Genomic DNA, 21,593 nt, shown 5'->3' with positions numbered 1-21,593 from the left:
GCGGAAGATTCCCTACTGCTGCCTCCCGTAGGAGTCTGGGCCGTGTCTCAGTCCCAGTGTGGCCGATCACCCTCTCAGGTCGGCTACGCATCGTCGCCTTGGTGAGCCGTTACCTCACCAACTAGCTAATGCGCCGCGGGCCCATCTGTAAGTGACAGCCGAAACCGTCTTTCAACTTTTCCTCATGAGAGGAAAAGGATTATCCGGTATTAGCACCGGTTTCCCGGTGTTATCCCAGTCTTACAGGCAGGTTGCCCACGTGTTACTCACCCGTCCGCCGCTAACCAACGGGAGCAAGCTCCCATTGATTCGCTCGACTTGCATGTATTAGGCACGCCGCCAGCGTTCGTCCTGAGCCAGGATCAAACTCTCCAAGAAAGTTGATTAGCTCAAAAATGTTACGTTGGCTCCGTTTCAAAAAGAAACGAATTTTATTGTTTGTTTACACGTCTTGTTTGTTTAGTTTTCAAAGATCAATTTCACACAATCGCCAGAAGCGACTTTCTTAATATATCACAAATCACTTTGTGATGTCAACAACATTTTTTAACCGTCACTTCAGAAGAAACTTTATCAGTTCGTTCCGCAGCGACGGTTATAAATATACCAAGTATTTTTCGAAAGGTCAATACTCTTTTTGTTTTTTTACGATAATTTTTTATTTGCCCGATAACATCGATGAAAGATCCCAGGACCTTTCGTTTCTACATTAACAACTTCAACTAAATGTTTTTCAATTAAATATTCAAGCATAACTGCCATGTCTACCGAATAAGGTTTTAATTCTTTTTCATTCATAATTTCATTGAATGACCAGTGCTCCTTTTCAGAAAGGATATCCAACAGATGCACGGTACCTAATTTGGTTCTGGAATGAATCATGAATTCACTGGCTAGAAAAAGCAATTCCAGTCTTTTTTCAAGTGTTTCTTCGCTATTTACAAGTTCTTCATACAGCTTAAAAATTTCGGGTTCAATAAGTTTAACCTGATGCCAGACTGTTAGTTCTGGATGAAGGCCATTTTCAATTACCGCCAATCTTGCGAGATGGTGCAAGGAATGGACAACGTGGTTATAGGCATCCAAATATAAGTGGCTTTCAAAGAGTGCTTTTCCATCAACATAACGGCGAATTAATTTCGCAAATTCCAGACCCATTTTAATTTTCCGCCCGTAAAACGGAAAATCCCTAAGTTCTTTTTTCAAATTCGCCACATATTCGTTACGATCAAAAAGAATTTTTGCGTCGTCGATCCATTCGTATATTTTTCGATTTGTCCCCAGCAAAATCCAATCATTCAGCTTTTCCTCAGCAATGATATGCATGGCAGCTTTTTTATCGCCATATGAGTAATGCTTTATTAATATTGGTTTCTCAGCTTCTTTAACGATTATCAAAAGTATTTCATCAAATGAGTCTGTTGTATGTCGTGATTTTTGCCTTTTTTCAACCATCAAAACTCCGAGCGTATTCGATTGGCTAGCTCTTTCTTGATAAATTGGCCGAAGAATGTCTTCCATTCATCATTCCTCCATTATTTTCGATAGCATATAATGTTCGACAGAAAATAAAAATCTCCTTCTAAATGTCTAGACAAATTTCGACACATTGCTTTGCAAGAGTTTTTTCTCTCCACTTAAATATGGTATAGTCTTCTCTAGGAGGGAGAATCGTGGCAAAATATACAAGTAAAATTAATAAAATAAGAACCTTTGCACTTGCGTTAATTTTTGTGGGTTTCATCGTTATGTATGGTGGTATTTATTTTCGATCCTCACCACTTATTATGACCATCTTTATGATTTTCGGTCTAATTTTTATTATCGCTAGTACTGTCGTTTATTTTTGGATAGGAATGTTGTCCACTAAAGCGGTCCAGGTCAAATGTCCAAGCTGCGGCAAACCGACAAAAATGCTTGGAAAAGTGGATATGTGCATGCACTGTCGCGAGCCTTTAACCCTCGACCAACATCTCGAAGGAAAAGAATTCGATGAGTCCTATAATAAGAAATCAGGAAAATAGAGAAAGAGGATGACCCATTTTTGTGGCATCCTCTTTTTTCATAGAACTTTTTTAAATTAATGTTGTTTATTTTCTACTCTCATCAAACCATATTTGATTTTGATTATTGACTAGGTTTAATCAAGAAGACTTGACTCCCTTATGTTCTTTAGAGCCTTCTTCACGGACACTTCGCTCTCTTTTTTTGACCCCAACTGTCCTCGAGCGCCCTCTTCACGGACATTTCGCTCTCTTTTTTGACCCCAACTGTCCTCGAGCGCCTTCTTCACGGACACTTCACTCTATTTTTTGACCCTAACTGTCCTCGAGCGCCTTCTTCACGGACACTTCACTCTCTTTTTTTGACCCCTACTGTCCTCGAGCGCCTTCTTCACGGACACTTCGCTCTCTTTTTTGGCTCCAACTGTCCTCGAGCGCTTTCTTCACGGACACTCCACTCTATTTTTTGACCCCCACTGTCCTCGAGCGCTTTCGTCAAGGACACTTCGCTCTCTTTTTTGACCCCTACTGTCCTCGAGCGCCTTCTTCACGGACACTTCGCTCTCTTTTTTTCCTTTGGAAGCCCCACCAATAAAAAAAGAACTAATTCTCCCACGAATCAGCTCTTTCCTTACTTAATGAACTTCTTTACTTGTGCATTCTGGGCAGGATCCGTAGATTTCCATTCGGTGATTATCAATCTTAAAGCCCGTTACATGCGAAGCCAGGTGTTCCACTTCATCCAAACCGGGATAATGAAAATCGACAATTCTTCCGCACTTCTCACAAATGACATGGTAATGATGTGTTGTGACAAAATCAAAGCGGCTTGAAGCATCACCATAGGTTAATTCTTTTACAAGACCCACCTCACGAAATACTCGTAAATTATTGTAAACCGTAGCCACACTCATATTAGGGAATTTACCTTCAAGGGCCTTGTAAATTTCATCTGCAGTAGGATGTGACATTGAATTTATTAAATATTCAAGTATCGCATGACGTTGAGGAGTAATACGCACTCCTGTTTCCTTTAAGGTATCCAACGCTTCTTTTAAGTGATTCATCGCCATGCACCTCTTTTCTAAAAAATATTCTTACATTATAATTGTTATAATTAGTTTACTAACATAATAACACTTTTGTCAATATTGATATCTCATTAATCCTGATGTTTTTATCACTATTCGTGTAATGTTTGCTCTTTTTCACCTAACTGATGATTCACATACCTTGCTGTAACAAACAATAAATCCGAGAGCCTATTTAAGTAAGCTAATACCAATGGGTTGACATCTTCCCCAATAGTTACAGCTATCCTCTCCGCTCTTCTTGCCGTTGTCCTGGCAACATGAAAGGCTGCCCCTGACGGATGCCCCCCCGGAAGAATAAAATTTGTCAGAGCGGGGAGATCTGTGGACCATTCATCAATTTGGTTTTCCATTTCTTCTATATCAGCAGGTTTAAGTGACCACTTAACTTCTTTTCCTTTTGGGGTTGCGAGTTCAGCACCGACATGAAAAAGATTTGTTTGTATTTTATGAAAAAACTGCTTAAATATTTCTAATCCTTGAAAACTTTCACCATTTAAATGGCTTAACGCAAGACCAATCATCGAATTCGTTTCATCACATGTTCCGTACGCTTCAACACGCACATCATTTTTCGCCACTCTTTGTCCGTAAATAAGAGATGTTGTCCCCTTATCACCTGTTTTTGTATAGATTTTCACGATCAATACCCCCTTGTTTTTACTTCATCATAACACCTATAGAAATATTAGAAAATAAAAAAAGGGCCCGTGTTGGACCCGAAAGTTTTAATCTGAGGAGGTATGCCCTAATAAAATGATATTCAATCATTGTTTAATTGCATTGGACAAAAGCCTCTAATCAAGAAAATAGGCAGGTAAAAAGCGAAATTACTGAAGGTGCTCACGTATGTATGTCAACGCCTCTTCTACATGCCCCTTTACTTGAACCTTTCTCCATTCTTTAGCCAATTTACCTTCCTTATCCAGAATAAAGGTAGATCTTTCAATCCCCATGTATTCTTTGCCAAAGTTTTTCTTTAACTTCCAAACATCAAAGGCTTCGGCCACTTGATGTTCCACATCAGCCAGCAGCAAAAATGGCAATCCATATTTTTCAGCAAATTTTTGATGACGGTCCACCGGGTCAGGACTCACTCCTAAAATAACGGCGTTTACATCATGAAAATCTTGAATGCGGTCTCGAAAATCACATGCTTCAGTGGTACACCCAGGAGTCATATCTTTTGGATAAAAATAAAGCACGACATTCGTCCCGCGGAAATCTGATAACTTTACTTGTTCACCGTTGCTTGCTTCAAGATTAAAATCTGGTGCTGCTGTACCTAATTCAACTGTCATGTTTATCCTCCTCTTCGGAAAATTATTCTATATTTATAGACTAGCCAATCTTTTTAAACATTGCAAATAAACGACTTATTTTTCCTGTCCAAAAAAGGCACGTGCGACAAAGGCAGCCGGCACCGTATAGCCAATTAAGGCCTCCGTCACAGCTACAATTCTACCGAAACCTACGGGAATCACGTCACCGTTGCCGACTGAAAATAACGTCATCGCACTAAAATAAAAACTGGTTTCAAACATATTATAAAGGCTTCCATGATTCATTTCCTTCAGCAAGGAAATCCCTTTCAGTTCAAACAGCATATAGATCAGCCCATAACCAATGATAACCGTTAAATAAATACAACCTAAAAATAGGAAATTTTCCACGGATACCATTTTTCCTCTTAGTGTGTTGGGAATAAATAGCGTTTTTAAACTCATAAAAATGCAAAATACCACAATGGGCAGCAAGAAATAGAACACTTTAGTCACCTCGATAGAAAACAGGAGTTATTCTATTTCTATGCAGGCTTGGACATTAATTTCCCGCCCCGCGATATTTTTTTACACCTTGATTCCATAAGAAGATGGAAAGGGCAAAGAAAACGATCCCCATGGCCGGCGTTAAAAATGCGTATCCATACCACTCTTTTTTTCTAAGAAAAAACGATGCCGGATAAACACCCACAAAAGCAAACGGCAGTATCCATGTTAAACAAAAACGGATAGCTTTATTATAAATGTCGACAGGATAACGTCCATAATTGCTGATATTGTACATCATAGGCATGAGTGAAGTTCTTGCATCCGCCCAGAAGCTTATGCAGGCTATCATAATAAACACGCCCCCGTACACCAAGGCCCCTCCAATCACAAAAATGAAAAACAGGAGAGGATCATACCATTTCACTTCCAGCCCGAGGCGAATGCCAGAATATAACATGACTGCAAGTCCGGTAATGGCCCCTAATAACGATTCGAGTTCAAGCCGCTCCAAAATAATTTGAAAGAGACTATGGATGGGTCTTGTTAAGATTCGATCCAATTCCCCTTTTACAATATAGCGCTCATTAAAATCCCAAATGTTAAAAAAGGCAGAAAACAGCGCGAAAGGAACGAGGAAAAAACCGTAGATAAAGATAATTTCATCCCTGCTCCAGCCATTAAGCAAGCTTGTGTGGCCAAAGACAACTAAAATAAAAATCAAATTAATCGCCTGTGACATTAAATCCGAGAAAAACTCAACAAACAAATCAGCTCTGTACTGTAATCTCGTTTTTAAATATTGGGAAAGATATTGAAAAAACATCGATATATAAAACATTGCTTACCCCCCTTGAATGATCATCTGCTTCTTCGCTATATACCAAAGAACTTGGATCGGAAAAATTATGATAATCACCCAGATGAACTGCTGATAAATAGCATCCATTGCTTGCTGGTGTGAAAATCCCTTCGTAAATATCATGCTTGGTATATAGCTGATTCCTTGAAACGGGAGGTATTTCATCACATTTTGTGCCCAGCCGGGAAAAAAGCTGATCGGCAGCAGCAGTCCGGAAAATAAATCGATTACCACACGCTTTGCCCGGATAAGCCCTGCGTTATTATATAAGAAGAAAGTCGTTATTCCTGTTAATAGATTCAACTCGGTATTGATAAAAAAGCTTAAGAGGGTTGAAACGGCAAATAAACCCCAAACACTTAGATCCCAAGTGAATTTTATCGGAAAAATGAACGAGACAATAACTATGCCCGGAACGGAGAAGAAGAGAAGCCTAAAAGTCCCTTCCCCCAGCCCTTGCATCACCTTCATACCCAGATAACTATAAGGACGGATTAATTCAATCGCGACTTTTCCTTCCATAATCTCAAGAGCCATTTCCCGATCGAGATTGTTAAAATAAAAGGCACGTGCCATCCAGGAAATCGCCACATAGGTGGTCATTTGAAGAACGGAAAGTCCCACGATGTGCTGTTTTTCCCCGTAAATGGCCGACCATAAAAAATAATAGGCACCAATATTGATGCTATAAATGACAATGCCTGTATAATAGTCAGAGCGATAGGCAAGCATCATTAAAAATCGGATCCGAACCATTTCAAGATATTTGTCCAATTTTATTGCCCCCCTTCCACCTTCACATTCCCTTTTTCGTAAATATTCCGGATGATTTCTTCTGTTGAGGTTTCATTTATTCTAATGTCTTTAATTTTAAATGCTGCCACAACCTTGGCAATCACCTGGGAGATCACTTCATCATTATCCTCCAAATTTGCAATAAAAACGGAATCCTTTTCGTCCATATCCCATTTCACAGGCATTCCTGCCGTGATGTCTCGAATCCTTCTGATTCCTACATGCTCGAGAAATTCGAACTGCAGTTCCTTCCCTTCTCCCCAATTCTCCTTTAAGCTTCTGAGCGCACCGTCATAAATAATTTTTCCTTCATCAAGCATAATCACCCGCTCGCACAATGCTTCAATATCTGATAAATCATGGGTCGTTAAAAGGATGGTCGTGTTATATTTCTCATTAATTTCTTTTAAAAACTCCCGGATTTTCAATTTCACCAATACATCCAACCCAATCGTTGGTTCATCTAAAAATAATAGCGGCGGATTATGAATCAACGCCGCTGCCAATTCACATCTCATTCGTTGACCAAGCGATAATTTGCGGACAGGCTTATCCAAAAGCGGATCGATGTCCAAGGTCTTAATCACATGATCCATATGCTCGTTATAATGGGCATCTGATACTTTATAGACTTTTTTCAATAACCGGAAAGATTCCTGGACCGCAATATCCCACCATAATTGCGAGCGCTGACCAAATACCACCCCGATGGTTTGCACAAATCGTTCCCGCTCCTTATGCGGATTCATCCCATTTACCATGATGTTTCCTGATGTCGGAGTTAAGATACCGGTCAACATTTTGATCGTAGTCGACTTGCCGGCGCCATTTTCGCCAATATAACCGACCATTTCCCCCTGTTTAACCTCAATATTGATATCATTAACAGCAGGCACCACTTTATAATTTCTTGTAAGGAGGTCGCGAAACGCCCCCTTTAAACCAGTTCGGCTTGAATAAGATTTAAACTCTTTGCGAAGATTTTTCACTTCTATTACATTTGTCATCTTTTTTCCTCCTGATGCATTGCCCTAATTTGTTAGTTTAGCCAAATTAGCGGTCTAACACAACAATCTGGTACCTTCTAGCAAATTTTCAAAAAGTTAAAACAGCGTTCATTCCTAAAAAAGCGTGCTAAAATAATGAAGAATCCATTTAAAGGAGGAAAAATCATGCAATTCATTCAATCGGAACGATTACATAATGAGGCACTTGAACATATAGTAGGGGGAGTGAATAGCCCATCGCGTTCCTATAAAGCGGTTGGCGGAGGCGCTCCTGTCGTTATGGAGCGGGGACAGGGGGCCTATTTTTGGGATGTCGACGGCAACCAGTATATCGATTATCTTGCGGCCTATGGCCCGATTATTACTGGTCATGCCCATCCGCATATTACGGAAGCCATCAAACGTGCAGCTGAAGCAGGAGTTCTATACGGAACACCGACTCCACATGAAGTTAAATTTGCAAAAATGCTGAAGGAAGCGATTCCTTCATTGGATAAAGTCCGGTTCGTTAATTCCGGAACGGAAGCCGTCATGACCACCATTCGAGTTGCCCGCGCTTATACCGGACGTGATAAAATTATCAAGTTTGCCGGCTGCTATCATGGACACTCTGACCTTGTTCTTGTTGCTGCCGGTTCCGGGCCATCCACACTCGGTACCCCGGATTCTGCAGGAGTGCCAAAGAGTATCGCGCAGGAAGTCATCACGGTTCCTTTTAATGATATAGAGCCTTTTAAAGAAGCTTTGGAAAAATGGGGAGATCAGATTGCAGCCGTCCTCGTAGAACCGATTGTTGGGAATTTTGGGATCGTGGAACCAAAACCAGGATTCCTGCAGCAGGTCAATGACCTGACACATGCGGCTGGAGCTCTTGTCATCTATGATGAAGTTATAACAGCCTTCCGATTTATGTATGGTGGTGCCCAGGATTTATTAGGAATTCAACCTGATTTAACCGCACTAGGAAAAATTATCGGAGGCGGTCTGCCAATTGGTGCGTATGGAGGCCGTAAAGAAATTATGGAAACCGTAGCACCGCTCGGCCCTGCCTATCAAGCAGGAACCATGGCGGGTAATCCCGCTTCCATTCTATCTGGAATAGCCTGTCTCGAAGTATTAAAACAAGATGGTGTTTATGAGTACTTAGACCAATTAGGAATCATGCTTGAAGAAGGAATACTAGCGGCTGCAAAAGAACATGACATTGCGATCACGATTAATCGCCTAAAAGGCGCCTTAACGGTTTATTTTACAAATGAAAAAATTGAAAACTATGAGCAGGCCGAAAAAACGGATGGCGAAACTTTTGCTAAATTCTTCAAACTTATGCTGCACCAAGGAATTAACCTGGCTCCTTCTAAATATGAAGCCTGGTTCCTGACGATTGCCCACACAAAAGAAGATGTTGAGGCGACACTCCATGCTGTTAACAATGCATTTTCTTCACTAAGAGACGAATAATTATTCATTTTTTATACAATAAAAGGGAGTGTTCGAAACTCCCTTTTATGTTTACCGCCCTCATGAAAACGCTTGCATTAAAACATTTGTTTATACATCCTTCGTTTTTATCAGCCAAATTCCCTATCCAATTTTCTGCATATTTATTTGATTTCTGAAAATTCATATGATACTATAAATTTATTATTTTATTTTTATCCTTTAACTAATTGCCTCAATAAAGTTTCAAACCACACATGAGATTTTCTCAATTTATTAATTTAATAGGAGGTGAAGCGGCTTTAGAGGATTACCCGATGAAGCCCAAACGTAATGACACAAAATTGGACCCCTTCCCTTTTTAAAGATTTCCATAAAGATGAGCATGATGCATGCGGAATAGTTGCTTGCCTAGAAAAGAACAAGCAGCCTACCAGAGAAAATATCTTTAATTGTATTAATGCCCTCGTCACGATGAATCATCGCGCCGGATTTATTAATGGTGAAGGTGATGGCGTAGGAATTCATACAGACATCCCTATCAATCTATGGAAAGAAAAGCTTCAGGCAGCAGGAGTGGACCCAACACTTGCCGAGAAAGAAGAATTTGCTGTTGGCCATGTTTTTATCAGCCAAAATGAAAACTGGGATACCACAAAAAAGGAATTAGTCAAAAAGCTTGAAAACTATCAATTAGAGCTGATTTTTGAAACGGATCAAGTAACGGATTCATCCGCACTTGGACCGATTGCCATTCAAGAAAACCCTGTTTTCTGGCAGTTTGCCTGCCTATCAAGTGAAAAAGGTCAAAATCTAACGAAAACTCTTTTTGAAGCACTGCTCGATTTTGAGAAAAATGAACATGTTCATGTGGCATCTCTAAGCCAAAATCACGTGGTTTATAAAGTTATGGGGGCTGGTGACATTCTTCCGCGATACTATCACGACCTAGCAAATCCAATTGTCGCATCCACAATGACACTGGGACACAATCGCTATTCAACCAATACCCTTTCGAGCTTTTTCAGAGTTCAGCCCTTTAGTGTACTAGGTCATAATGGAGAAATTAATACAATTGCGAAGCTGCGTGATGAAGCAAAAATGATTGGAGTTCCTCTCGTAAAAGATGGCAGTGACTCTCAGGATTTAAGCAGGACGATGGAGACTTTAATTTGCCGTGAAGGTTTTTCCTTATTTGAAGCTATCGATCTATTATTCCCGCCAATTATCAATGAAATAAAGGCTTATTCGGAAGAGCTGCAAGATCTATATACTTATCTTCGCGAAGCATGGGGACATTTTGCTCAAGGCCCTGCAGGGATCATTTCTCGTTACGGGGATGAGGCAGCATTCAGCGTCGATGCTCTGGGACTGCGCCCTCTTTGGATGCTTGAAACGATTAGCTCCTATCTATTTTCATCAGAACCGGGAATTATTCCATCAAGTGAATATGTAAATGATCCGAAGCCATTAGCACCTGGCGAAAAGGTTGGGTTTAAATGGAATGGAGACGTGTTGGATGTTTACGAACAGGGTCATTTCCAATCAGAAGTGTTGAACCGTTATTCCGGACGTTTAAATCTTGATGGCGCAAGGTACCGATTACAAACTCCTAAACTAAATAAAACGGTCTCGATGAATTACCCGGACAAAATTCATAATGGACAATATAAAGCTTTCGGATGGGAACGCGATCACATCCAATTAATTGAACAAATGGCCGAAAAAGGTGTTGAACCTATTCGCTCGCTAGGACACGATGCTCCTCTTGCAGCCCTTAATCCTGAGCGAAAAAATCTTGCCGATTACTTTAAGGAAAGTGTTGCAGTTGTCACGAACCCTGCGATCGACCGCGACCGTGAAACCGAGCATTTTTCCACTCGTGTCATCGTCGGGAAGCGCCCATCATTATTTGCAACAGAAAAAACGATTTCTGTTCTGGAGCTTACGACCCCTTTACTGTTAGAAGGAAAAGCCGGCTATAGCTGTTCGGAAGATTTAGGACAGCCGACCTTTGATCAAGTGGTGCAATATTTCCATGAGCAAAAATTAGCTCAGTTTATTTCAACAACCTTCCAAACGGATGAAGAAGTAGATGCAGCCCTTGAAAGATTGGCTTCTGAAGCTGTGCAAGCTGTTCAAGCCGGAAAAACCTTACTCGTTCTTGATGACGCCAAAGCGCATCAGGAAGATTCTTACTGGATTGACCCGCACCTGGCAACATCCGCGATTGATCAGGCTTTAGTTAAGGCCGGTCTTAGAAGAGATTGTTCTTTACTATTACGTTCTGCTGCCCTGCGTTCCCTGCACGACATCATTACAGCTCTGGGAATAGGCGCAGATTTAGTCAGCCCATATTATATGTTCATCACCGTGTTTGATGAATCAACGAAGCCGCTTAACAATTTGTATAGTGCACTTACCAAAGGACTCGAAAAAGTCATTTCAACTATTGGTATTCATGAACTTCGTGGTTATGGACGGCTTTTCTCGAGTATCGGCTTGCATGAGGATATCGCGAAACTTTTGGGGATCGTGAACTTCTTTGGCTCCAAAGAAATTGAGTTTGATTTTAAGGCGATGAAGCTTGACTCACTTGCTAGAGCAGGGGATTACCAAAATGAAAAAGAACGAGTCGGAAAAACCTTTCACCTATTTCCAAGGATTTGGAAAGCCATCGGCGAAGTGGCTGCAACTGGTGACTATAGCACGTATCGTGACAAAATTTCCGAGCAGGAATGGGAAAATCCAACAACGATCCGCCATCTTGCCAGTTTAAAAGCCGGTAGGAATGCCGTAACGCCAAACGATGTAAATATTAGTGTTGGTATTCATGATTTGCCGTTTGTCATTTCTTCCATGTCTTTTGGCTCGCAAAACGAAACAGCATTCCGGGCCTATGCCGAAGGTGCAGACCGCCTTAATATGGTGAGCCTGAATGGTGAAGGTGGAGAAATAAAGGATATGCTTGGCAAGTATCCAAACACAAGAGGTCAACAGGTCGCCTCAGGAAGATTTGGAGTTAACGCCGAGCTGTTAAATTCATCTAATTTATTGGAAATTAAGATTGGCCAGGGAGCAAAGCCGGGTGAAGGCGGCCACCTTCCAGGCTCAAAGGTTACCGCAAAGATTGCCGAAGCACGTAATGCAACAATTGGTTCCGATTTAATTTCACCTTCAAACAACCATGATATTTATTCGATTGAAGATTTGGCTCAAATGATTCAAGAGTTAAAAACAGCTAATGACCAGGCGAAAATTGCAGTTAAAGTCCCTGTTGTTCCGAATATCGGTACAATCGCAGTCGGTATTGCGAAAGCAGGTGCGGACATTATCACACTTAGCGGCTTCGATGGCGGAACAGGTGCAGCCAGAATCCATGCCCTCCAGCATGTCGGGCTTCCGGTTGAAATCGGTGTAAAAGCAGCACATAATGCCCTTTTGGAAAGCGGTCTCCGCCATAAAGTAGAATTATGGGCTGACGGCGGTATCAAAAGCGCAGTAGATGTTTTGAAAATCATGCTACTCGGCGCAAATCGTGTTGGTTTCGGCACATTGTCAATGCTCGCCATCGGCTGTACGACCTGCCGTGGGTGTCATTTAGATACCTGTCATGTCGGTATTGCGACACAAATTGATTCGGAAGCACAGGCAAAAGAACACGGCCTGCGCCGATTTGTCCCACGCCAACTTGATTTAGCCGTTCAAGGAATTATCAATCTGTTTACCGCTTTTGGGAACGAGCTTAAAAGTCTGGCTGCAACGCTTGGAATTCGCAATCTGCAGGATGCGGTTGGCCGGTCTGATTTATTAGAGCAAACTCGGGGACATCAGCTTCTAGATCTCTCCTTCCTGCTAAAACCACTCGAGATCAGTCAATTTGCTAAGACGGAGGCATCAAAGTCTATCGAGGAAGTATTGATGCAGGTGGCTGTTGGAGCTGAATACCTGGATGCAAGTGTTGAGAATCTGCATTCCTCCCGTGAGTTTGTCAGTGTAACCTCGGAGCAGCGCGTGTTGGGAAGCCGTGTTTCCTGCCATCGTGTCCGTGGAAGACTGGACGGCTCCTATAAACAGCTTCCGCCAGTCAAGCTAACCTATAAGGATGGCTCCATCCCTGGAAACGGCTTAGGTGCCTATAACAGTGAAGGAATCGAAATTACTGTAAATGGCGGCGGCCAGGATGGTGTAGGGAAAACTTCCTTTGGCGGAAATATTCAAATCCTTAAAGCAAAAGGAAAGGATGGCCGCTATTACAATGGCTCGGTTGGTAAGGGCTTTGGTTACGGGGCACAAAAAGGGCTTCTTGTAGCCCAAGGAAATGCTGATGCCAGAGCAGGGATCCGTCTTTCCGGAGCAGATTTAATCATCGGCGGCGGATTGAAAAAGCCAATTCCTGAAAAAGAATATGGGAATGTCGGCTCAAATGCCAATATTAAAGGTTTTGCCTTTGAATATATGACAAACGGCCGCGGTCTCGTATTAGGTGACCCGGGACCATGGATTTGTGCGGGGATGACCGGCGGCGTCATTTATGTCCGTCATCAGCCTGAATTAGGTTTAACAAAAGACGCGATTCAGCGAAGAATTGCAAAAGGAGCGAAAGTTTCCGTCTCTTCATTAAACGAAAAAGGCAAACAGGATATTACTGAGCTATTAGGTCAATATATTAGCTTGCTCGAAACTGATGGCCAGTTAGAAGAAGCGAATCAGTTAAAGACACTATTAGCTAATCCTGATGAGCACTTCGTGCAAATTCTTCCTGTTAAAGAACAAGCAGATCCATCTGTATCAACGGAATGATTTAAAGGGGTCAGACCCCCAGTGGTTTAACGCGTTAAACTGTCGGGGGACTGACCCCCTTATTTTAAAAAAACGTTCGCCAATTGGCGGACGTTTTTTTCTTTTGTTAAATCTTAAGAAAAAATACATATAAATTTTTATGATAATATGTTTTAATCCATATATAGCTTTTAAATGAGCACACTAAAATCATTATATTTTTGAAAGGAATCCATTTTACATGAAGTTAGGCGCCCGCATTTTTAAAACGGGAATAGCAATTGTTTTATCCCTTTATCTCGCTCAGCTGCTGCATTCTCCTTCACCGGTATTTGCCGGTATCTCAGCAATTTTTGCGATACAGCGGACGATATACCGCTCCTATTTAACGATTATTGAGCAGGTTCAAGGGAATATCATCGGTGCGATCCTCGCCGTTATTTTCGTCCTTCTCTTTGGCAATCATTTTACCGTAATTGGCTTGGCTGCCATCATTGTCATTGGAATCAATCTTAAACTGAAACTTGAAAATACGATAGGGCTTTCCCTTGTCACCCTGGTTTCCATTATGGAAACACAAGGAGGAAATTTTATCCTTTTTGCCGGGATCCGCTTCTCCACAATCATGATTGGAGTTTTTTCAGCTTTCATTGTCAATTTACTGTTTATGCCCCCAAAATATGAAAGCAAGCTTTATTTTCGCATTTCGGGCACAACAGAAGAAATTATCAGATGGATTCGCTTAAGCACGCGTCATGACTTTGACCATCAACTTCTTAAAACCGATATTGAAAAACTGAAGGATCATTTGATGAAGATCAGCCAGTTCTATTCCATGTACAAGGAAGAACGGAGTTATTTTAAGAAAAATAACCTAGTTAAATCACGCAAACTCGTCATCTACCGTCAAATGATTTCTGCTGCCAAAAAAGCTTTAGATACATTAAAACGTCTGCATCGCTTTGAAAATGAAATTTTAAACCTGCCGGAGACCTTTCAGCAAGCTATCCAGAATCAATTAGATTACTTGATTTACCATCATGAACAAATTATGCTCAGATTCATTGGGAAAGTGCCAACCCCTATTGATCAAGAGGATGGCAATCTTTGTTTAAACAAACAGGAATTATATGAGCTCTTCTTGGTTCATCAGAAGGAATTTTCAGACCACAATAACCCACATGTCTTTCATACAATGCAAATCGTCTCATCCATTATTGATTATGGTGAACAAGTGGAACACCTTGGAACATTGATTACCAGCTTTCATGCCTATCACGATAATGAAGTATCGATAGAAGAAAAACCAGAGGTAGATTAACCTTCCTCTATGATTTCAATAGTGTAAACAAAAAATGCACGCGATTTCAGGTCGCGTGCATTTTTTTGAAATTTTTACATCATCTGGCGAATAGAACTGGCTTGCATTGACCATCCAAGCTCTCTATTCCTTTTTTGGGTAATGCGCCGACTCTGCTTTGACCGCGGCAGCCCTTTTTTCTCCTCCACGGGCAATGCAACCGCTTTGCTTGGACCGCGGCAGCCCTTTTTTTCTCTCCACGGGCAATGTAACCGCTCTGCTTTAACCGGCCACGCTCTTTTTTCTCCTCCACGGGCAATGCAACCGCTCTGCTTGGACCGTCCACGCTCTTTTTTCTTCTCCACGGGCAATGCAACCGTTCTGCTTGGACCGTCCACGCTCTTTTTTCTCCTCCACGGGCAATGCAACCGCTCTGCTTTAACCGGCCACGCTCTTTTTTCTCCTCCACGGGCAATGCAACCGTTCTGCTTGGACCGGCCACGCTCTTTTTTCTCCTCCACGGGCAATGCAACCGTTCTGCTTGGACCGGCCACGCTCTTTTTTCTCCTCCACGGGCAATGCAACCGTTCTCCTTGGACCGGCCACGCTCTTTTTTCTCCTCCACGGGCAATGCAACCGCTTTGCTTGGACCGTGGCAGCTCTTTTATCTTCTCCAAGGGTAATGCAACCGCTCTGCTTGGACCGTCCACGCTCTTTTTTCTCCTCCACGGGCAATGCAACCGTTCTGCTTGGACCGTCCACGCTCTTTTTTCTCTTCCACGGGCAATGCAACCGTTCTGCTTGGACCGTCCACGCTCTTTTTTCTCCTCCACGGGCAATGCAACCGCTCTGCTTGGACCGTGGCAACTCTTTTATCTTCTCCAAGGGTAATGCAACCGCTCTGCTTGGACCGTCCACGCTCTTTTTTCTCCTCCACGGGCAATGCAACATCTCGACCTGTTTTGCGCCATATTAGCGACTACCAATAAGTTTAGGCTTTTTCGGTTTCTTTTTGTTCAAGCTGCTGTATCTGAAATAATTTATAATAATTCCCTTGCTTGGCCATTAATTCTTCATGTGAACCTATTTCTGCAATTCGGCCGTTCTCAATCAATACAATTCGGTTGGAATGGGTGATCGTCGAGAGTCGGTGCGCCACGATAAATGTGGTTCGATCTTTTGCCAGCTCCTCAAGTGAACCTTGAATAAGATGCTCACTTTCTAAATCCAAGGCAGATGTTGCTTCATCCAAAATTAAAATGGGCGAATTTTTTAAGAAGACTCGGGCAATAGCAATCCGTTGTTTCTGTCCACCTGAGAGCTTTACACCTCTTTCCCCTACTCTAGTATCGTAGCCGTCAGATAGATTCAAAATAAATTCATGGGCATTTGCTGCTTTTGCTGCGTTAAATACTTCTTCATCAGATGCTCCGGGTTTCCCCAACAGAATATTTTCCATGACAGAATCACTAAATAAAATATTGTCTTGAAAAACAACCCCGATGTTGTCACGCAACCTTTGCATCTTTACCTCACGAATATCCTTATCACCCAATAAAATTCTTCCTTTGCTGACATCATAAAACCTGGGAATTAAGCTGACAAGCGTCGATTTCCCGCCGCCGCTCATGCCGACAAGGGCAATTGATTCTCCTTTTTTTACATCTAAGTTAATATTATTCAACACATTTTCTTCCCGCTCATTGTAGGAAAAGGAAACCTGTTCAAACGAAATATTCCCCTGAACGCCTTCGCATTCCTTTGCATTAGGCGAGTCAACAATATCATATTTTTCATCCATTAATTCAAATACCCGGTCCATCGAGGCAAAGGATTGGGTAATCGTCGTCGAGGAATTTACCAATCTTCTTAACGGATCGTATAGTTTATCAATATAAGCAAAAAAGGCAATCATGGTTCCTAATGAAAGTTGATGCACAATGACTAAATAGGCAGAGTAGCCAATCACAAGTAATGGGGCGATATCCGTGATGGTATTTACGGCCGCAAATGACTTGGCGTTCCAGCTGGTGTGCTGGAGGGCTTTTTCTAAAAAGTTTCCATTCACCTTATTAAAACGAGTTTGTTCATATTCCTCGATAGCAAAACTCTTAATCACCGGCATACCTTGAACACGTTCATGTAAATAGCTTTATACCTCCGCAAGGGCTTGGGAACGAATTCTCGTAAATCTGCGCAGGTTTCCAAAAAAGTATCGTACTGAAAGCGCATAAAGTGGTAACAGCAAAATGGATACTACTGTAAGGTTTATATTCATTGTAAACATAATAACAACGGCAATAACAATGGTTGAGATATCCAGCCAGAGATTCATCAACCCTGAAATGACGAAGGTTTTCGTTTGCTCAACGTCGTTAATAATCCGTGAAATAACTTCCCCTGCCTTTGTGTTGGCATAAAAGCGAAAACTAAGCTTTTGAATATGTGTATACAAGGTATCACGAATATCATAAAGAATTTTACTGGAGGTCCATTGCGCAAAATATTGTCGATAGTATTCAATCGGAGGACGCAGAATAACGAAGACTACAATCATCACACCCATCATAACCAGTAATTTTGAGATCTTGTCATGAACGGAGATTGTGTGATTTCCGATAATGTTATCCACGACATACTTAATCAGCATGGGAATAATAAGCGGGATTCCAAATTTGATAATCCCTATAATAACAGTCCCTATAATTTGTATTCGGTAGGGTTTTACGAATTGAAGATACCGGCGTATACTGCTCAAGAAATTCCCCTCTTCCTCTTTCTACAAACAAAAGAGGATGTTTTGAAACATCCTCACATTTTCGCAGCACCTTTTAACGTCTGTATGTCAGATATCGTTCATACCATATATCGATGAAATCCGGTGAAAACGGACCTTTTCGTTGTCGAATCCAATGAATCAGCTTATCGACATTTCGCTTCAAAATCTGGTCAATAACTTCTGGATATTTCATTTCGCGGCGGTGGCGTTCATATTCATCCTCATCTAATAAATTAAAAGTCATATCAGGATAAACTTTAATATCCAGGTCATAATCAATATATTTGAGTGCCTCCCCATCAAAAATAAAAGGAGAGCTTATATTACAGTAATAATAAATACCGTCCTCACGGATCATGCCAATTACATTGAACCAATATTGGGAATGAAAGTAACAAATTGCCGGTTCTCTTGTAACCCATGTTCTTCCATCTGACTCCGTTACGATCGTCCGATCATTACCGCCAATCACCAAATTCTGGGTCCCTTTTAATACCGTTGTTTCTTCCCAGACGCGATGGATGTGCCCATTGTGTTTATAGCTATGTATTTGTATTGGTTCTCCTTCATTGGGTACGCCCATGTTCTCCCCTACCTTCATTCCTGAACGCTTTGTAACCTATCCTACAAATAATAAACGACAAAAGGTAACAAAGTACAATTCCTATTTTCTACTATTATAACGGTTGAACAAGGATTTTAAAACAATAGAGCCATTGAAAACAATGACTCTTACGGAAAAATAATGCATTTTTAAAAATTTTCACCGATTTTCAATAAAAAATCTGTAAATTAGGCATTGATTTGATAAGTTTGAATAACCTCTTCTGTTTGCTTTTCAAATATTTGCTGAATCTCAGCCAGTTCTTTTTTCATTTGGTCAATATCAAATTGAATGCTTTCAAGCTCAGTTTCCTTCTGTAATTTTTGCAGCTCTCTTTTTATTTCAAGACAACGCTCCAGCTCTGCCTGGAGATTTAATAATTTTTCCATCGTAATAATTTGCTCGGAGACTAAACGGTTAAATTGGTCCACATTCCCACCGCCCTATTTTTTTACTAACTATGTATTCCCCAAGCAAATGCATTTTTCCTTTGACTATTTATGTAAACTTTCCAGAATTTTTGTCGAAAAAAGAAGACGCTCTGTCGGTTGAGAGCGCCTTCTGCTTTTAGGATTAATTACTCTTGACCGAATTGGCCAGAACCTTGGTTTTTGCGAGCTTGAGATTGTTGGTTTTGTTGTCTAACCTCTTGAGCATTTGTTTCGCTCGCAAATTCAGTGCCGAATGCACCGGCTGCACCGGCAGCACCTGCTGCTCCCGCTCCAGATTGAGCGTTGGCTTGTCTAACTTCCTGAATGTTTGTTCCAGCTGAAGTTTTATTAGCTTGTTGATTGAATTTAGCCACTGTAATCACCTCCACGAGATTAATGTATCCTTGTGGGGGAGTGACTATGCATGAAAATTATGGCAAAATAACAATTCCTTATACGAGTAATGAAATTCCACCATCAACAATGATGGTTTGTCCTCTAATCATGCTGGACTGCTCTGAAAGCAGAAACATAACACAATTAACCATATCCTCGATATCAACCATCCGTCCCGCAGGTGTCTTATCCTTTGCTTCCTGAAGAAGCTCTTCACGATTCGGAAAATGCTTTAATGCCTCGGTATCTACCGCGCCGCCCGAGACAGCATTGACAACAATATTTTTTGCTGCCAGTTCAACTGCTAAGTATCTGGTTAACGCTTCAAGAGCGGCTTTGGATACCCCGACAACTGTATAATTTTTTAAATAACGAATGGACCCTAGCGAGCTGATGCTGACAATTTTGCCTCCGCCATTTTTCTCCATCAGCTTTGCTGCCTCTTGGGCGCAAAACAATAAGGCTTTGCTATTTATATTTAAGGTCCAGTCCCAATGTGTTTCCTCAAGCTCCATAATCGGACGCTGAACCCCGGAAGCGGCATTATTCACAAATATGTCCAGACGTCCAAATTCCTCCTCAATCTGTTTAAACATATCTTTGATTTTATCGACATCTCCTACATTCGCTTTTACTACTAGTACCTTTCTGCCGAGCGCTTCAATTTGTTCTGCTGTTTCAAGGGCTCCTTTTTTACTTCTTGCATAATTGATCACTATGTCATATCCGGCTTCAGCCAACCTCAGTGCGGTCGCCTTTCCAATTCCTCTAGAGCTGCCAGTTATTAATGCTACTTTTTGTGTCATCTGTTTTAAATCCCCTTTATTGTTTATGTATCGTTATCATTTTAGCTTTTCCATGTATAGAAGACAATTCATAACAAAACAATAAGTTTACATATCAATAAAGAAGGGGATGTCTCCCATGTATAATGGACGTGATATGACAGAACTTTCCATGATGGCCAAGGCTGATTGGGACAGCAATGAACTTGCATTCTTCCATCAATCATTGCAGCAAATAGCTCCCTATTTAAATAGCGAGGGACAAACCATTCATCGGGAAATCATCGAAGAAATTGAACATCGTGGCGGGATTAAGCAGCTGAAAAAATAAAAAAATGAACGCATTGCGTTCATTTCTTTTGAAAATCGAGATACATCTTGAGCATTTTTTGATAGGAAACAGGAAACGCGTATTGGTTTATTTCTTCTAATGAGACCAGTTTCCACTCGTTCGTTTCCTGTACCTGAGAGGTTATTTTACCAACGTATACCTTTATATTCCATATTAAATGAGAAAAAACATGTTCAATTTGTCCAATCATTTTTTCAAGGTTTATTTTCACATCAATCGATTCCAAAAAGAGATCAGCCAATTGAGCTCGTTCGCTTTGCAATGGATGATGAATTTCTACATTCGGAAACTCCCAGAGATTTGCTAACAGTCCAGTTTCAGGCCGTTTATGGATTAAAATTTTTCCCGATGGATCTAATAGGATACTGGCAGCAAGCCCCACATCGCGAACCTTTGTTTTTTTCGTTTTGATGGGAAGCTCTGTTTGTACACCTTCATTGAAGGCTTGGCAGTGCTCCCGTACCGGACATAATAAACAGGAGGGCGAGGTTGGGGTACAGATTAGAGCCCCTAATTCCATTAATGCTTGATTAAAGGCAGATGGGTCATCATGCGAGATTAACTGCCTTACTGCTGTTTCAAAAATTTTTCTAGTGGAAGGTTTTGCAATGTCTTCCCAGATAGAAAGAATTCTTGATAAAACGCGCATGACATTTCCATCAACAGCAGGTTCCGGGATTCCATATGCAATGCTTAAAATGGCTCCTGCCGTATAAGGACCCACGCCCTTAAGGTCAGCTATTTCTTTTGGTGTATTCGGGACTTTCCCATTGTATTTTTCTTTTACTTCTTTAACAGCTGATTGCAGATTACGAACTCTGGAGTAATATCCTAGACCTTCCCATGCTTTAAGTACTCGATCTTCATTTGCATCGGCAAGGTCTTCAATTGTTGGAAACCATTCGATAAAACGATTAAAAAAAGGAATAACGGTATCCACTCTCGTTTGCTGCAGCATGATTTCTGAGACCCATACTTTGTAAGGGTCCTGATCCTTACGCCACGGCAGGTCACGCTGTTCTTCCTTAAACCAGGAAATCAAATCATATTGAAAAGCAGCAATATCCAATTGCTCTATATTTTTTAATTCATTTTTCATTAACTTTGGGCCTCCAGCTTGTTAAACAACATGAAATGAGAGAATATAATAATATGCATTGTTTTTACGATAATCTATATTTTCCTTTTTGACAAGGA

Annotated in this window: 20 protein-coding genes, 1 rRNA gene and 1 pseudogene (1 of these 22 running past the window's edge); 5 read left to right on the top strand and 17 right to left on the bottom strand. The window is 41.2% G+C overall.

Annotation, left to right across the window (positions count from 1 at the left end; genetic code table 11):
- A 16S ribosomal RNA gene (locus ACZ5XR_RS03545) occupies nt 1-378 on the bottom strand (it extends 1,172 nt beyond the left edge of the window).
- A gap of 267 nt (nt 379-645) precedes the next feature.
- The gene (locus tag ACZ5XR_RS03540; protein ID WP_464500328.1) at nt 646-1,521 is read right to left on the bottom strand and encodes a nucleotidyltransferase-like protein; all 876 of its coding nucleotides are present in this window, start codon (nt 1,519-1,521) and stop codon (nt 646-648) included.
- Nucleotides 1,522-1,670: 149 nt separating this feature from the next.
- Between ACZ5XR_RS03540 and ACZ5XR_RS03535 the strand changes: the two genes are divergently transcribed.
- Nucleotides 1,671-2,024, top strand: coding sequence for a YgzB family protein (locus tag ACZ5XR_RS03535; RefSeq protein WP_464502211.1), 354 nt, complete (start codon nt 1,671-1,673; stop codon nt 2,022-2,024).
- Between the two features lie 614 nt (nt 2,025-2,638).
- Here ACZ5XR_RS03535 and perR read toward each other — a convergent pair.
- The 7 genes from perR to ACZ5XR_RS03500 all read right to left on the bottom strand — a co-directional run bounded on the left by perR (nt 2,639) and on the right by ACZ5XR_RS03500 (nt 7,527).
- Nucleotides 2,639-3,076 carry a peroxide-responsive transcriptional repressor PerR gene (perR, locus tag ACZ5XR_RS03530; RefSeq protein ID WP_464500327.1) on the bottom strand — a complete coding sequence of 146 codons (438 nt, stop codon included), beginning with the start codon at nt 3,074-3,076 and terminating at the stop codon, nt 2,639-2,641.
- Nucleotides 3,077-3,186: 110 nt separating this feature from the next.
- Nucleotides 3,187-3,735 carry a cob(I)yrinic acid a,c-diamide adenosyltransferase gene (locus ACZ5XR_RS03525; RefSeq protein WP_464500326.1) on the bottom strand — a complete coding sequence of 183 codons (549 nt, stop codon included), beginning with the start codon at nt 3,733-3,735 and terminating at the stop codon, nt 3,187-3,189.
- Between the two features lie 189 nt (nt 3,736-3,924).
- On the bottom strand, nt 3,925-4,395 hold the full coding sequence (gene bcp / locus ACZ5XR_RS03520; protein ID WP_464500325.1) for a thioredoxin-dependent thiol peroxidase: 471 nt from the start codon (nt 4,393-4,395) through the stop codon (nt 3,925-3,927).
- A gap of 75 nt (nt 4,396-4,470) precedes the next feature.
- The gene (locus ACZ5XR_RS03515; protein WP_464500324.1) at nt 4,471-4,776 is read right to left on the bottom strand and encodes an ion channel; all 306 of its coding nucleotides are present in this window, start codon (nt 4,774-4,776) and stop codon (nt 4,471-4,473) included.
- A gap of 142 nt (nt 4,777-4,918) precedes the next feature.
- Nucleotides 4,919-5,704: an ABC transporter permease gene (locus ACZ5XR_RS03510; protein WP_464500323.1), complete on the bottom strand. Its 786-nt coding sequence runs from the start codon at nt 5,702-5,704 to the stop codon at nt 4,919-4,921.
- Between the two features lie 3 nt (nt 5,705-5,707).
- Complete coding sequence (locus ACZ5XR_RS03505; protein WP_464500322.1) at nt 5,708-6,499, bottom strand: ABC transporter permease; 792 nt, start codon at nt 6,497-6,499, stop codon at nt 5,708-5,710.
- A 2-nt stretch (nt 6,500-6,501) separates the two neighbouring features.
- On the bottom strand, nt 6,502-7,527 hold the full coding sequence (locus ACZ5XR_RS03500; protein ID WP_464500321.1) for an ABC transporter ATP-binding protein: 1,026 nt from the start codon (nt 7,525-7,527) through the stop codon (nt 6,502-6,504).
- 165 nt (nt 7,528-7,692) lie between these two features.
- Here ACZ5XR_RS03500 and ACZ5XR_RS03495 point away from each other — a divergent pair, with 165 nt between their 5' ends.
- The 3 genes from ACZ5XR_RS03495 (at nt 7,693) to ACZ5XR_RS03485 (ending at nt 15,070) form a co-directional block, all read left to right on the top strand.
- Entirely contained in the window at nt 7,693-8,988 is a 1,296-nt protein-coding gene (locus ACZ5XR_RS03495; RefSeq protein ID WP_464500320.1) for a glutamate-1-semialdehyde 2,1-aminomutase, read from the top strand.
- A 312-nt stretch (nt 8,989-9,300) separates the two neighbouring features.
- Nucleotides 9,301-13,770 (top strand): glutamate synthase-related protein, encoded by a 4,470-nt coding sequence (locus tag ACZ5XR_RS03490; protein WP_464500319.1) that lies wholly within the window; start codon nt 9,301-9,303, stop codon nt 13,768-13,770.
- 220 nt (nt 13,771-13,990) lie between these two features.
- Entirely contained in the window at nt 13,991-15,070 is a 1,080-nt protein-coding gene (locus ACZ5XR_RS03485) for an FUSC family protein (protein WP_464500318.1), read from the top strand.
- A 74-nt stretch (nt 15,071-15,144) separates the two neighbouring features.
- Here ACZ5XR_RS03485 and ACZ5XR_RS03480 read toward each other — a convergent pair whose 3' ends face one another.
- From ACZ5XR_RS03480 to fabL, 7 genes and pseudogenes are all read right to left on the bottom strand, one after another.
- The gene (locus tag ACZ5XR_RS03480; RefSeq protein ID WP_464500317.1) at nt 15,145-15,759 is read right to left on the bottom strand and encodes a hypothetical protein; all 615 of its coding nucleotides are present in this window, start codon (nt 15,757-15,759) and stop codon (nt 15,145-15,147) included.
- Nucleotides 15,714-15,986, bottom strand: coding sequence for a hypothetical protein (locus ACZ5XR_RS03475; protein ID WP_464500316.1), 273 nt, complete (start codon nt 15,984-15,986; stop codon nt 15,714-15,716). The genes ACZ5XR_RS03480 and ACZ5XR_RS03475 overlap by 46 nt, the downstream gene beginning before the upstream one ends.
- 54 nt (nt 15,987-16,040) lie before the next feature.
- A pseudogene (locus ACZ5XR_RS03470) lies at nt 16,041-17,807 on the bottom strand (ABC transporter ATP-binding protein).
- A 73-nt stretch (nt 17,808-17,880) separates the two neighbouring features.
- A complete protein-coding gene (gene ntdP / locus ACZ5XR_RS03465) occupies nt 17,881-18,411 on the bottom strand; it encodes a nucleoside tri-diphosphate phosphatase (protein ID WP_464500315.1) in 531 nt (176 codons plus the stop codon).
- Between the two features lie 209 nt (nt 18,412-18,620).
- Nucleotides 18,621-18,863 (bottom strand): YgaB family protein, encoded by a 243-nt coding sequence (locus ACZ5XR_RS03460; protein WP_464500314.1) that lies wholly within the window; start codon nt 18,861-18,863, stop codon nt 18,621-18,623.
- 146 nt (nt 18,864-19,009) lie between these two features.
- Nucleotides 19,010-19,252 carry a gamma-type small acid-soluble spore protein gene (locus ACZ5XR_RS03455; protein ID WP_464500313.1) on the bottom strand — a complete coding sequence of 81 codons (243 nt, stop codon included), beginning with the start codon at nt 19,250-19,252 and terminating at the stop codon, nt 19,010-19,012.
- A gap of 63 nt (nt 19,253-19,315) precedes the next feature.
- Nucleotides 19,316-20,065, bottom strand: a complete 750-nt coding sequence (gene fabL / locus ACZ5XR_RS03450; protein ID WP_464500312.1) for an enoyl-[acyl-carrier-protein] reductase FabL — start codon at nt 20,063-20,065, stop codon at nt 19,316-19,318.
- Between the two features lie 118 nt (nt 20,066-20,183).
- Here fabL and ACZ5XR_RS03445 point away from each other — a divergent pair, with 118 nt between their 5' ends.
- Nucleotides 20,184-20,375 (top strand): hypothetical protein, encoded by a 192-nt coding sequence (locus tag ACZ5XR_RS03445; RefSeq protein ID WP_464500311.1) that lies wholly within the window; start codon nt 20,184-20,186, stop codon nt 20,373-20,375.
- A gap of 19 nt (nt 20,376-20,394) precedes the next feature.
- Here ACZ5XR_RS03445 and mutY read toward each other — a convergent pair whose 3' ends face one another.
- Nucleotides 20,395-21,495: an A/G-specific adenine glycosylase gene (gene mutY / locus ACZ5XR_RS03440; RefSeq protein ID WP_464500310.1), complete on the bottom strand. Its 1,101-nt coding sequence runs from the start codon at nt 21,493-21,495 to the stop codon at nt 20,395-20,397.
- Between the last annotated feature and the right edge of the window lie 98 nt (nt 21,496-21,593).

Source organism: Neobacillus sp. Fa239, from assembly GCF_055395235.1.
The sequence above is the reverse complement of the archived record's forward strand: the minus strand, read 5'-3'. Positions and strand labels throughout refer to the sequence as shown.